This is a genomic window from Patiriisocius sp. Uisw_047, from assembly GCF_047730165.1.
GTDB lineage: Bacteria > Bacteroidota > Bacteroidia > Flavobacteriales > Flavobacteriaceae > Patiriisocius.
Genome location: NZ_CP159834.1, coordinates 1,653,943 through 1,667,500 on the forward strand (window position 1 = coordinate 1,653,943; position 13,558 = coordinate 1,667,500).

A 13,558-nucleotide genomic window follows, 5' to 3' on the forward strand; every position below is an offset into this window, starting at 1 on the left:
ACTACTAACTGTTGGCTACTTCCTTTTAGTTTTAAGAATATATTATACTGTCAATGGTCTATATTCTTTTCTCTTGCTTCTTACAGTAAAGAGGTCTGTCTTTAATTTCTACTGAAATCTCCAGCCTATCATAACTTTGGCTTAAAATTTGTCAGTATCTTAGCCTGAGACTGATGCTTCACTTTGAGCATTGCAAAAATACGATACATGACACGATTGATAATATTAATTATCTTCCTATTTTTTAGCCTGCAGGCAAGTGCCTCGTATATCCTCATCCCGATGGATACTGAAGGGCAAAAAGAACATCTCAAGGCATATGGAATGACATACTGGACCCTTGAAAGACAGGTAAAAGTAAAGTGGCTTCTCAACTACAGAGGTGGCTCTTTTCTATTGCCTGATGTAGAAGACATAAGAAGAGAGTGCCAGATACGTGGGGTTTCGTTTGAAATCTTAAGCGATTCAAAAACGCAAGAAATCTTAGAGTTAATCGCGAGCCCATCACAAAATATGGAAGCGGTGTCCTTAGAAAAAGCACCAAAGATTGCAGTGTATTCGCCATTAGGAAACCAGCCTTGGGATGATGCTGTAACCATGGTATTGGCCTACGCAGAGATTCCTTATGAGACAATTTATGATGAACAAGTAATGGGTGATGAGCTGTTATTGTACGACTGGTTACATTTACATCACGAAGATTTTACAGGACAATATGGTAAATTTTACAGAGCCTATCGATCTGCTCCTTGGTATATTGAAGAAAAGCGAAAGTCTGAAGAGCTCGCTATAAAAATGGGATATACTAAAGTTTCCGAAGCAAAAAGAGATGTTGCCCTTAAAGTGCGTGACTATGTAGTAGGTGGTGGTTTTATGTTTGCCATGTGCAGTGCTACAGATAGTTTTGACATTGCACTTGCTGCAGAAGGGATAGACATTTGCGAACCTATGTTTGATGGCGACCCTAGCGATTCTGGGTATCAAAATAAAATAGACTATAAAAAGACATTTGCTTTTAAAGATTTTAATTTAGAGCGCAGCCCGATGGTCTATGAGTTCTCGAGTATAGATATGACCCGAAAACGTAGTATTCCTAAAGAAACAGATTACTTCTCTTTAATGGATTATTCTGCGAAGTGGGATCCTATTCCTTGTATGCTGGTGCAAAACCATACCTCATTAGTAAAAGGATTTATGGGGCAAACGACATCTTACGAGCGTGACGAAATAAAGAGCAACGTGCTAGTAATGGGTGAGAATAAAACCAATGGAGAGGCGCGCTACATTCATGGCATTAAAGGAAAAGGCTTCTTCACTTTTTACGGTGGGCACGATCCAGAAGATTACCAGCATAGAGTGGGGGATGCTAAAACCGAACTTGCATTGCACCCTCAATCACCTGGCTATCGTTTGATATTAAATAATGTCTTGTTTCCTGCAGCAAAAAAGAAGAAGCAGAAGACATAAAAAAAAACACCTATTTCCAGCTAATAAATTGAAATAAAGTATCAAATATTTGGTAAATGCAGGCGGCGTTCAAATTATATTTTTTTCAAAGAAGTATGCCTGTAGCTTTATTTCTTATTGAAAATTTTTGGAAAAGTGCTGGATCTAACTGTGATGATGTTATTATTTTACAACATATGGAAATCCCCCACTTCAGGCGAAGTGGGGGATTTATTTTATTCTGAAACCACTGTGTCTTTAATTGACACTACTTCAAGATCAAAAATAAGGTCTTTACCTGCTAGAGGGTGATTACCGTCTATGATAACACTTTCCTCTTTAACTTCAACTACGCGTAAATTCATTTCTTGTCCATCTGGAGTTTTAGAAACGAGACCCATACCAACTTCGGGTGTAACATCTTGTGGAAGTTCGGTTCTTTTTACTTCTTGAGTTAAATCAGTTCTGATCTCACCGTACGCTTCCTCCTTCGGAATTGTAATGGTCTTTTTTTCATTTACCTTCATGTCCACTAGTCCTTTCTCAAAGCCAGGGATATATTGTCCTTTCCCTAAAACAAATTCCAATGGTTCTTTACCTTCAGAACTGTCAAAAATTTGTCCGTCAGATAACTTACCTGTGTATTTTACTTTAACCGTGTCGTTCTCTTTAACTAGAATCATACTGTACTTTTAATTTGAAAAATATTCTCTTGCATAATTCTTACGCAGCAAATATTTTAGTTTAAACTTATGTGAAAGGTAGGTGCCAAAATCACGCCAAGAAATGAAATGAAATTTTACAATCCGGTATAGATAGACTTTGAAAGTAAAAATGGGCTTGTAACCCGCTGATGATAGTAATGTATCATTCAAAATCCTTTTTAAAATAGGTTTATTCAAAAAAATTGAATCGGTAAATATGTCAGTTAGTAGTTGAATTAGGAATAGAATTGTGCCAACGCTTTAAAAGAAGTAAGGGTTAAACATCTTGTTTTTTTTGTTTATGAGTGCGTCAAAAACTTCTGGGTGGTTCTTCGCTAAATATTCTAGCACTTTACGGTTCAATTCGATTCCGGCTTTTTTCATTCAACCCATAAACTGTGTTAAAATATTCCTTGTTGCATAGCACCTGCATTAATCCGGTTGATCCATGATGCTCTAGTTGCTCTCTTCTATAGCCCTAAGGGTTTTTGTGTCTTTGTTTATTGGGACTCAAATTATTTAAGTTTTAGACAAAAAAAATCCCCACTTCAATGGAAGTAGGGATTTTCTCTTATTGTGAAATAATAGATTTATAAATGTCTTATTTTACTTTCTTTACGATTGCTTCAAAAGCTTCTGGGTGGTTCATTGCTAAATCTGCAAGAACTTTACGGTTCAATTCGATTCCAGCTTTTTTCATTCCTCCCATAAACTGTGAGTAAGACATTCCGTGTTGTCTAGCACCTGCATTAATACGAGTGATCCATAACGCTCTAAATGTTCTTTTCTTTGCTCTACGGTCTCTGTAAGAGTAAGACATTGCTTTGTCTACCGCATTTTTTGCTACTGTCCAAACGTTTTTACGTCTTCCGAAGTAACCTTTAGCTTGCTTTATTACTTTTTTTCTACGTGCTCTTTTGGCAACGCTGTTTACTGATCTTGGCATCTTTTTAATTGTTTTTTGTAGTAGGCGGTCTGTTTTTTTGCGACACTTTATAGTTCAAAAATCTAAAATTGCCATTCGACAATCTAAAATCTTTTCAGCCTAGCTCCAGGGTTTATAAATTTAATGAACCGGTTAGGCAATTACTTCAAACGAAGCATTTGCTTAACGTTACTCTGGTCAGGCTTGCTTACCAAACCATCATGAGTTAGTTTAAGCTTACGTTTTTTAGACTTCTTTGTTAAGATGTGACTTTTAAACGCATGCTTTCTTTTAATCTTTCCAGTACCTGTAAGCTTGAAACGCTTCTTAGCACTCGATTTTGTTTTTTGTTTAGGCATGTTTCCTATTTTTATTATTATTTCACAAGTTCCGCAATGCGGAATATTTTTAGAACAGTAAAAACTGCTACTTTTTATTTTTTAATATACAGACTGAGCGCAGTTAAAGTCTACTTCTTTTTTGGGGCAATAAACATAATCATACGTTTACCTTCCAGCTTCGGCATTTGCTCAACCTTCCCAAGGTCTTCAAGTTCTTGTGCTAACTTAAGCAACAAGATTTCACCTTGATCTTTATATATAATAGAACGTCCTTTAAAGAATACATACGCTTTAAGTTTTGCTCCATCTTTCAAGAACTTTACCGCGTGTTTCTTTTTAAACTCATAATCGTGATCATCTGTATTAGGACCAAACCTAATCTCTTTGATAATTACTTTAGTAGCTTTGGACTTCAATGTCTTCTCGCGCTTCTTTTGCTCGTAGACAAATTTTTTGTAATCCATTATTTTGCAAACCGGTGGTTTTGCATTAGGAGATATTTCTACAAGATCTAACTCTTGCTCTTCGGCCATCTCCTGTGCCTGTCGTGTTTTATAAACCCCAACCTCCACATTTTCACCAACGAGACGTACCTCTTCGGCACGAATCTTCCTGTTGATTTTGTGTTGATCTTCTTTAATGATCCTTGCAGGACCTCGGCTTCTTTTTCGTCGTATTGCTATGGCTAACGTATTTAGTGTTTTCGCTTAACGCGAAAGTTATTATTCTTATTTGAACGGTTTGATTTCTTTAGCAATTGCCTCAGTAATCATATTTCCGAAGGCATCTATCGTCATGGTTCCTAAATCTCCTTCGCTATGCTTTCTTACAGAAATCGTGCCGTCATTTTCTTCTTGTTCCCCTATAATTAACATATAAGGGATTTTATTCATTTCAGCCTCGCGGATTTTCTTTCCAATTGTCTCGCTTCTGTTATCCACAAGGGCGCGAATTTCGTGTTTTTCTAGGAGATTTAAAACTTTTTCAGCATAATTCTCATACTTTTCGCTTAAAGATAAAATTGCAACCTGCTCAGGCATTAGCCATAACGGAAAATTTCCGCCGGTATGCTCGAGTAAAATAGCTACAAAACGCTCCATACTCCCAAAGGGTGCGCGGTGGATCATTACGGGTCTATGTAGTTCATTATCACTACCTTTATAGGTGAGTTCAAAGCGTTCGGGCAAGTTGTAGTCTACCTGTATTGTCCCTAATTGCCAACTTCTTCCCAAGGCATCTTTTACCATAAAATCTAGCTTTGGGCCATAAAATGCCGCTTCACCTTCTTCTACAACATAATCTAATCCTTTGTCTTTTACTGCGCTTAAGATTGCATTTTCTGCTTTTTCCCAAGTATCAAGGTCACCTATGTACTTTTCTGGCTTACTTTTATCACGAATGGATACCTGCGTTGTAAAGTTCTCAAAACCTAAAGATCCAAAAACATATAGTACAAGGTCAATCACTTCTTTAAATTCTGCATCCAGTTGATCTGGTGTACAGAAAATATGTGCGTCATCTTGTGTAAAACCACGCACTCTTGTTAAACCGTGAAGCTCTCCACTTTGCTCGTATCGATAAACTGTTCCAAATTCTGCAAAACGCTTCGGCAAGTCTTTGTAAGACATTGGTTTTGCGTTATAAATCTCACAGTGATGAGGGCAATTCATTGGCTTGAGCATAAACTCTTCCCCTTCATTCGGTGTTTTAATTACCTGAAAGCTATCTTCCCCGTATTTTGCAAAGTGACCAGAAGTCACGTATAATTCTTTATTTCCTATGTGCGGTGTTATGACTGTTTCATATCCTGCTTTTTTCTGTGCTTTTTTCAAGAAGTTTTCAAGACGTTCTCTCAATGCCGCTCCTTTAGGTAACCATAGCGGTAAACCTTGTCCCACTTTTTGTGAGAAGGTAAACAGCTCAAGTTCTTTTCCTAGTTTTCTGTGATCACGTTTTTTAGCTTCCTCTAATAACTCTAGATATTCCTTTAAGTCTTTTTGCTTTGGAAATGTGATGCCGTAAATACGAGTTAACTGCTTGTTTTTCTCGTCACCTCTCCAGTATGCACCTGCGATACTCATCAATTTTATCGCTTTGATAAATCCTGTATGAGGTAAATGACCCCCACGACATAAATCTGTAAACGAATCGTGATCACAGAATGTGATCGTACCATCTTCTAAATTATCTATGAGCTCAACTTTATATTCGTTGTTTTGTTTTTTGTAAAAGTCAAGAGCGGCTTCTTTAGATACAGAACGCAAAGAAAAAGGGTGTTTTCCACGAGCGATCTCTAACATTTTTTTCTCTACCTCGACCAGTTCTTTTTCTGTAAAAGAAGTGTCGCCAAAATCTACATCATAGTAAAAACCATTGTCAATGGCTGGGCCAATAGTTAGTTTTACACCGATATATAATTCTTCAAGTGCTTGTGCGAGAATGTGTGCAGAAGAGTGCCAGAACGCTTTTTTACCTTCGTCATTATTCCAGGTGTGTAATACGAGGCTTCCATCTTGCGTAAGTGGTGTAGAGGTCTCAACGGTCTCTCCATCATAAGATGCAGAAAGCACGTTACGCGCTAATCCTTCACTAATGCTCATTGCAACATCCATAACGGTGCTGCCGTTTTCCATCTCTTTAATACTGCCATCTGGCAAAGTAACGTTAACCATGTCTTGATTTTTGTGAGCGTAAAGATACTACCTTGCTAAATGTTAGACAACCTAAATTTAAGCGATTATTTGAAGAAGTTTCTACGGTTATTCCGTAGAAAAAACCCAGTCGTTCGCGTACATACCATAGACGAGGCCGAAGTCATAATTAAAGACGTATTTTTCATCTTTACCAGCCTCAAAATCAACATGAGTCACATAAATTTTTATGCCATTTTCCTTTAGGTTTCTGAACATAGCTTTGTTATTCTGCATTTCGCTATGTCTAATGGTGACTTTGTTAATGTTAAGTTCTTTAAGTTTATCTATTTTATTAGTTCCCCAAGAAGCAAGTAGTCTATTTGTGATCAGAATATCTTTAAAACCTTGGTCTTGCGCTACTATTACGGCTGCTTCTGTGTCGAGGTTGACCATAACTCGAGATACATCTTTTATAGCTTCTGCAATTTTTAGGGGGTCATTAATGGCGCCTGTGACTAAAACAGCATCTGGATGTTTAGAGAACCAATCATCTATTTGTTTAATATCAAGAGTAGTATATTTATCAAACAATTTGTATTCTTTAAAAATAGCCAAGGTAGGAGGTACCACACCTTTATACCCTGTCATTTTTTTCCAAAAATCCCAGTCTCTAACCGCAATTAAAGTTCCATCTGAAGTTTCTCTGAGATCTAATTCAAAATATCTAAAGCCTTTTTTATAATTTAAATTTAATGCTTCTAGTGAATTAGTGGTTTTTGCATTGTCTATTATTCCTCCGCTGCTAGCTATGTATCGTGGCGTGTCTAAAAGCCATTCAGTCATATATTGCTTTTCTAAAAAATAGATGGTTGAGGTGTAGTATTTAGAATGATTATCTGTCATCTCTATCATATAGCCAGCTTTATTCATATAAGAAATATAGGCAGTTTTAGAATTTAATGTAGCTAGCTCGTCCAGCCCAAAGTTTTGCAGTTCATCCTTATGTATTCTTAGACCATCGCCAATTCCGCCTTCTATGACTAAGATAAACGGCGTCTTATTTGGAAATAATTTCCTCAAGCGTTCCATAAATGTCATTGAAGCGGCCTCATTGTCCTTCACATTATAATTTTCGACGTAAAAAACATTATTCTGTACCGAAAGAAGATTAATGCCTTCTTTTAAATTGTGTGTATCTGCTCCAGTATAAGCAAAGCTATTACCGCGCGTTTTGTGAACATCACCAACTACACTTTTAAGATGAAGTATGTCGATGTTCTTATTAATTTGTGGCTGCATCAGAGTCCAGTCCTCAAAAATATCTATTTCGGCTTCTGTGAATGAAATCGATTCTGGGCTGTGTTTGGATATTCCTATCGTATTATGTTTCGATAGGCTTCCAAAGACAGTGTTTTCTTTGACTGAAAAAACCAAATTTAAATTTGGACTACGCCACCATTTCTTAAAACTATCAATCTCTGTGAGAGTACTATAGTGTTCATTATGATTAAAATGTACTTGATATAATTTGTTTTCTTTTATGTTTTTTAAAGTTGTCTTATATCCGTCTTCCTGGCTAATCGTTATGGTGTTATCTCTATAGGTGACATCAATGAGGTTGGAATAAGTATACCGTTGGGTCATTGGTTCGTTGATAGATAGTATGTTATTTATGTTCCTTTCAGTAAAATCATTAATATCGGCCTCTTTATAATAATCTACCAAAAAAGTAGCATTTGTTTTAATACCGCTCCCATTGATAATCAAACGAGGTATGTGTAGTTGAGAGATCTGTGTGTCAGTGTTGTGTTTTAGTGTCTGCTCGTTAGCGGTAGTTAATAAAAAAAGACCGCGCTCGTTTGGGAATTCGGGAATGAGTTTTACTGGGTCACCCATAAATTCGTGATCAGGATAGATGAAGATTTCAGTGCTTTCAAGTAGACCGTTTTTCTGAAGTGTAGTATATAGTTCTCCTATAAAATGATCAACAGCGTAGGTCATATACTCAAGTTTAGAATTACGTTCTTGAAAAACACCCTCTAGTCTATCATCATATACCCCTTCTGGAAAATGCCCAGATATGGTATTTAAGAAAATAGCGAAAGGCCTATCACCATCTTTTTTTGCTAATACTTGCTCTGTAGCCATTTCAAAAATGTCTTTATCGTGTAGCCCCCAATATGTGTCTTTAGAATTACCACTATAGTCCTCATTTGAAAGAACCGTAAAGCCAAAATTGCTTAGAAGATCATTCAGTCCAGAAAATTCTTTTTTTGCAAGCAAATAGGTCATATCATATCCCGCTTTATCGAGTACGGTTCCAAGATTTGCAATGGTCTGTAGTTTGGTGTTATTAAACGTCTCGTTTTTAGGAGATTTGAAATAGGCAGGCATGCCTGTTAATGAGGTGTAAATAGAAGCTTCTGTCCAGCTACTTCCATTGTTTTGATTCATATTATAGTAGGTGTGCTCATTTTTAAGCTTTGAGAGGTTAGGGGTTAAATCGAGCCCTGTAGATAAATACCCTTTTTCATATGACTCGAGAGATAGCACAATAATGTTCTTGCCGGGGGTTGCTACTATGTTGTCAGCAGTCACATAGCGTGCCGGGTCTATTGTTAATTTAGTTAATGCATCTTCAAACCCCGTGGATTTTGCTGTTTTTATAGCATATACATCATATAGTTGATGCCCCATACTTTTTTCGGAAACACAAAGAAAGCTTCCACAGCCAGCAATCAGGAAGATCGCCAGCAATCTCGAAATTTTTACTTTACGCACATACCTATATATAAAGAGGGTAAAAGTGAGTATCAAGACGAAGGAAAGTAAGCCCATCGCAATTTCTGCGGCATAGTAGCCACGTACACTCCATATGTCTGCTAGGTTAGCGTGTTCTACATATTTGTAATCAATTAAGTTTCCTATTGTATAATAGGAGATAAACTGAAGGGTAGTAAAAAGGGTAAAGACTAGAGTAAAAATATAGGCAACCCATTGTTTAGGGGTTAATTTTAAAATGGTGATCCCAAAAAGGAACAATACGATAAATTGTAGTAGAATCAAGGTCTGCTGTTTTTAGCAAAAATACAATTTAGTATTACAATATAATAGGTCGCAAAGAAGTGCAAAGCGTATCTCATTTCTGACTTACGAATCTTGAGAAGGCCTCCTTTAAATTGACATTCTAAAAAGAAGCGCTAAGAACAATCGTTTAGAACATCAAAAACTGGCCTTTTCTTTAGATTTTTTTGCGCTTCTCAGTCAGTAAAATAGAGAGACAAAATTAAACACAAGTAGTATCCTTTATTTAGTCCTTTAGAAAGCAGTGCTTTAGATGTTCGCTCTTAAATTTAGGCCTGTTATTTTCCCACTTGTTTTTAAGGTTTTGGTGTTTCATTATGCCTTTTATGGCACAATGACCGCGCTTTCCGCTGTATCTTTTTTGCTAAAATGGCAAAAAAGGATGCCGCATCAATCGCTAACCCAAAAATAATTATTTTGTAATTTGTAGGTGTGCAGGAGGTTATGAATAAATATGTGTTTTTATGCAAAAAACTTGATTAATAGTTTGGTCATAACATTAGGAAGGTAGTATATTTGCAGCCGCTTAGGAAAGCAACGTAGTTTGTTGTAAACGAAGCAAAAAAGTTCTTTTAAAATTAATTGAAATATTTTCACAAAGGGGTTGTTAGTTTGCAAAACAGTATTATATTTGCAGCCGCTTAGAGAATTAGTTCATTAAAAAAGGTGATTTGGAATACAGAAGAGGGTTCGACTCCTTCGCATCTACAAAGAGATTTTAACCTATAATATAGGTATAAAGATTTTAATCCCTTTATTGGGGAGTTCATTGACATATTGAAATTGACAGCGTATGGTTACTACTTGGAAACTTGCAGTAACTGTATTGAATAACTAAACTAAGAATAACACCTGAGAATTAATTTGAGAGAGCTCGATAAGTTGTATAAATATATTTAAGATTTAACGATGAAGAGTTTGATCCTGGCTCAGGATGAACGCTAGCGGCAGGCTTAACACATGCAAGTCGAGGGGTAACAGAGGTAGCTTGCTACTTGCTGACGACCGGCGCACGGGTGCGTAACGCGTATACAATCTACCTTGTACTGGGGGATAGCCTTTGGAAACGAAGATTAATACCCCATAGTAAGTTTTTGTGGCATCACAGGAATTTTAAAGGTTACGGTACAAGATGAGTATGCGTCCTATTAGTTTGTTGGTGAGGTAACGGCTTACCAAGACTACGATAGGTAGGGGCCCTGAGAGGGGGATCCCCCACACTGGTACTGAGACACGGACCAGACTCCTACGGGAGGCAGCAGTGAGGAATATTGGACAATGGAGGAGACTCTGATCCAGCCATGCCGCGTGCAGGATGACGGCCCTATGGGTTGTAAACTGCTTTTATACAGGAAGAAACACTGCTACGTGTAGCAGCTTGACGGTACTGTAAGAATAAGGACCGGCTAACTCCGTGCCAGCAGCCGCGGTAATACGGAGGGTCCGAGCGTTATCCGGAATCATTGGGTTTAAAGGGTCCGTAGGCGGGCAGCTAAGTCAGTGGTGAAAGTCTGCAGCTCAACTGTAGAATTGCCATTGAAACTGGTTGTCTTGAATCGTTGTGAAGTGGTTAGAATAAGTAGTGTAGCGGTGAAATGCATAGATATTACTTAGAATACCGATTGCGAAGGCAGATCACTAACAACGTATTGACGCTGAGGGACGAAAGCGTGGGGAGCGAACAGGATTAGATACCCTGGTAGTCCACGCCGTAAACGATGGATACTAGCTGTTCGATCTTCGGATTGAGTGGCTAAGCGAAAGTGATAAGTATCCCACCTGGGGAGTACGTTCGCAAGAATGAAACTCAAAGGAATTGACGGGGGCCCGCACAAGCGGTGGAGCATGTGGTTTAATTCGATGATACGCGAGGAACCTTACCAGGGCTTAAATGTAGTCTGACAGGAGTAGAAATACTCTTTTCTTCGGACAGATTACAAGGTGCTGCATGGTTGTCGTCAGCTCGTGCCGTGAGGTGTCAGGTTAAGTCCTATAACGAGCGCAACCCCTGTTGTTAGTTGCCAGCGAGTCATGTCGGGAACTCTAACAAGACTGCCAGTGCAAACTGTGAGGAAGGTGGGGATGACGTCAAATCATCACGGCCCTTACGTCCTGGGCCACACACGTGCTACAATGGTAGGGACAGAGAGCAGCCACTGGGCGACCAGGAGCGAATCTATAAACCCTATCTCAGTTCGGATCGGAGTCTGCAACTCGACTCCGTGAAGCTGGAATCGCTAGTAATCGGATATCAGCCATGATCCGGTGAATACGTTCCCGGGCCTTGTACACACCGCCCGTCAAGCCATGGAAGCTGGGGGTACCTGAAGTCGGTCACCGCAAGGAGCTGCCTAGGGTAAAACTGGTAACTAGGGCTAAGTCGTAACAAGGTAGCCGTACCGGAAGGTGCGGCTGGAACACCTCCTTTCTAGAGAAAGATACGACGTTGAGCTTATAAGTTCAGTTACACCGAGGGTGTTGTTTGCAGTTTAGTTGTCAATTTTAATTATAATACAGTCTATAAGAATTCGTATCAGTATATCAAAACTGATTACAGGATACTGAAAACTAAAGGCTATTACAGTCTCATAGCTCAGCTGGTTAGAGCGCTACACTGATAATGTAGAGGTCGGCAGTTCGAGTCTGCCTGAGACTACATTAAATATTATTTTATTTCTTCGGAAATAACAAGTTCATTAAAACATATTGAAGGAAATTTTAGAAGTTGGTTAATACCAGTTTTACAGTACGCCGTATGCGGTACTAAGTACACATCCGAGAGGACTGACTACTGACTACTAACTACTAAATGCTTTAAAATGGGGGATTAGCTCAGCTGGCTAGAGCGCCTGCCTTGCACGCAGGAGGTCATCGGTTCGACTCCGATATTCTCCACAATTCTTCAGACGCAAAGAAGATAGGTATAAGAACAACCAAGGATACTGTAAGAAGTAAAATAGTTTCTTTTACCATCGAGATTGGGTTGTTTACAAGAAAAACGTTCATTGACATATTGAAATAAGAATACGAGAAAAGTAATAAATTAAAAGTCTTTTTAATTAGTGCTTTTGATGTAGTATTGAGTTTACTCATTACTATTAAGGAAGTATTATTTATCAAGCATAAATACTCATTAAGAGCAAAAAAGTACAATAAGCAAAATAAGAGCGTATGGGGAATGCCTAGGCTCTCAGAGGCGAAGAAGGACGCGATAAGCTGCGATAAGCTTTGGGGAGGGGCACATACCCTTTGATCCGAAGATTTCCGAATGGGGCAACCCACTATATTGAAGATATAGTATCCGCAAGGAGGCAAACCCGGAGAACTGAAACATCTAAGTACCCGGAGGAAGAGAAAACAAAAGTGATTGCGCTAGTAGCGGCGAGCGAACGCGCAATAGCCCAAACCGATATTGTTACGGCAATATCGGGGTTGTAGGACCACGACATTTGAGACTCGATGAATTAGAACACTTTGGAAAGAGTGGCCATAGACGGTGATAGCCCGGTATAAGTAAAGGAAGTTAAGATAGTGGTATCCTGAGTAGTGCGGGGCACGTGAAACCCTGTATGAATCCGGCGGGACCATCCGCCAAGGCTAAATACTCCTGAGAGACCGATAGTGAACTAGTACCGTGAGGGAAAGGTGAAAAGAACCCTGAATAAGGGAGTGAAATAGATCCTGAAACCATACGCTTACAAGCGGTCGGAGCGGCTTTACGCTGTGACGGCGTGCCTTTTGCATAATGAGCCTACGAGTTACTGTTGTTAGCAAGGTTAAGAACTTAAGGTTCGGAGCCGTAGCGAAAGCGAGTCTGAATAGGGCGCCATAGTTAGCAGTAGTAGACGCGAAACCGTGTGATCTACCCTTGGGCAGGTTGAAGCTGTAGTAACATACAGTGGAGGACCGAACCCGTTGACGTTGAAAAGTCTTGGGATGACCTGAGGGTAGGGGTGAAAGGCCAATCAAACTCGGAAATAGCTCGTACTCCCCGAAATGCATTTAGGTGCAGCGTTGATATTAGTTTTATAGAGGTAGAGCTACTGATTGGATGCGGGGGCTTCACCGCCTACCAATTCCTGACAAACTCCGAATGCTATAAAATATGATCAGCAGTGAGGGCATGGGTGCTAAGGTCCATGTCCGAGAGGGAAAGAACCCAGACCATCAGCTAAGGTCCCAAAATGTATGTTAAGTTGAATAAACGAGGTTGGATTGCACAGACAGCTAGGATGTTGGCTTGGAAGCAGCCATTCATTTAAAGAGTGCGTAACAGCTCACTAGTCGAGCGATCCGGCATGGATAATAATCGGGCATAAACATACTACCGAAGCTATGGACTCCGCCCTAGGGGCGAGAGTGGTAGGGGAGCATTCTATTTGTATTGAAGGTGAGTCGTGAGGCTTGCTGGAACGGATAGAAAAG

Annotated in this window: 7 protein-coding genes, 2 tRNA genes and 2 rRNA genes (1 of these 11 cut by a window edge); 5 read left to right on the forward strand and 6 right to left on the reverse strand. The window is 39.1% G+C overall.

Features of this window, described 5'->3' with window-relative positions; translation table 11 throughout:
* Positions 1–207: 207 nt before the first annotated feature.
* The gene (locus tag ABXT71_RS07405) at positions 208–1,467 is read left to right on the forward strand and encodes an asparagine synthetase B (RefSeq protein WP_415370700.1); all 1,260 of its coding nucleotides are present in this window, start codon (positions 208–210) and stop codon (positions 1,465–1,467) included.
* 215 nt (positions 1,468–1,682) lie between these two features.
* Here ABXT71_RS07405 and ABXT71_RS07410 read toward each other — a convergent pair whose 3' ends face one another.
* The 6 genes from ABXT71_RS07410 to ABXT71_RS07435 all read right to left on the reverse strand — a co-directional run bounded on the left by ABXT71_RS07410 (position 1,683) and on the right by ABXT71_RS07435 (position 9,115).
* Positions 1,683–2,129, reverse strand: a complete 447-nt coding sequence (locus ABXT71_RS07410; RefSeq protein WP_415370701.1) for an FKBP-type peptidyl-prolyl cis-trans isomerase — start codon at positions 2,127–2,129, stop codon at positions 1,683–1,685.
* A 622-nt stretch (positions 2,130–2,751) separates the two neighbouring features.
* Positions 2,752–3,096, reverse strand: coding sequence for a 50S ribosomal protein L20 (gene rplT / locus ABXT71_RS07415; protein WP_415370702.1), 345 nt, complete (start codon positions 3,094–3,096; stop codon positions 2,752–2,754).
* Between the two features lie 140 nt (positions 3,097–3,236).
* Positions 3,237–3,434, reverse strand: coding sequence for a 50S ribosomal protein L35 (gene rpmI / locus ABXT71_RS07420; protein ID WP_415370703.1), 198 nt, complete (start codon positions 3,432–3,434; stop codon positions 3,237–3,239).
* A gap of 110 nt (positions 3,435–3,544) precedes the next feature.
* The gene (gene infC / locus ABXT71_RS07425) at positions 3,545–4,057 is read right to left on the reverse strand and encodes a translation initiation factor IF-3 (RefSeq protein WP_415373082.1); all 513 of its coding nucleotides are present in this window, start codon (positions 4,055–4,057) and stop codon (positions 3,545–3,547) included.
* A gap of 87 nt (positions 4,058–4,144) precedes the next feature.
* Entirely contained in the window at positions 4,145–6,088 is a 1,944-nt protein-coding gene (gene thrS, locus ABXT71_RS07430; protein WP_415370704.1) for a threonine--tRNA ligase, read from the reverse strand.
* Between the two features lie 87 nt (positions 6,089–6,175).
* Complete coding sequence (locus ABXT71_RS07435; protein WP_415370705.1) at positions 6,176–9,115, reverse strand: sulfatase-like hydrolase/transferase; 2,940 nt, start codon at positions 9,113–9,115, stop codon at positions 6,176–6,178.
* A 924-nt stretch (positions 9,116–10,039) separates the two neighbouring features.
* On the opposite strand from ABXT71_RS07435, the gene ABXT71_RS07440 reads away from it, so the two are divergent.
* The 4 genes from ABXT71_RS07440 to ABXT71_RS07455 all read left to right on the forward strand — a co-directional run.
* A 16S ribosomal RNA gene (locus ABXT71_RS07440) occupies positions 10,040–11,561 on the forward strand.
* Between the two features lie 154 nt (positions 11,562–11,715).
* Positions 11,716–11,789 (forward strand) — tRNA-Ile (locus ABXT71_RS07445).
* 165 nt (positions 11,790–11,954) lie between these two features.
* Positions 11,955–12,028: transfer RNA gene (locus tag ABXT71_RS07450), tRNA-Ala, on the forward strand.
* Between the two features lie 255 nt (positions 12,029–12,283).
* Positions 12,284–13,558 (forward strand): 23S ribosomal RNA (locus ABXT71_RS07455) (it continues 1,567 nt past the right edge of the window).
* Together the 16S and 23S rRNA genes with 2 tRNA genes alongside form the textbook arrangement of a ribosomal RNA operon.

Excerpts from the sequence above, each read along its gene's own strand:
- ABXT71_RS07405 (WP_415370700.1), top strand. The coding sequence starts at position 208 with ATGACACGATTGATAATATTAATTATCTTCCTATTTTTTAGCCTGCAG.
- ABXT71_RS07410 (WP_415370701.1), bottom strand. The coding sequence starts at position 2,129 with ATGATTCTAGTTAAAGAGAACGACACGGTTAAAGTAAAATACACAGGT.
- rplT (WP_415370702.1), bottom strand. The coding sequence starts at position 3,096 with ATGCCAAGATCAGTAAACAGCGTTGCCAAAAGAGCACGTAGAAAAAAA.
- rpmI (WP_415370703.1), bottom strand. The coding sequence starts at position 3,434 with ATGCCTAAACAAAAAACAAAATCGAGTGCTAAGAAGCGTTTCAAGCTT.
- thrS (WP_415370704.1), bottom strand. The coding sequence starts at position 6,088 with ATGGTTAACGTTACTTTGCCAGATGGCAGTATTAAAGAGATGGAAAAC.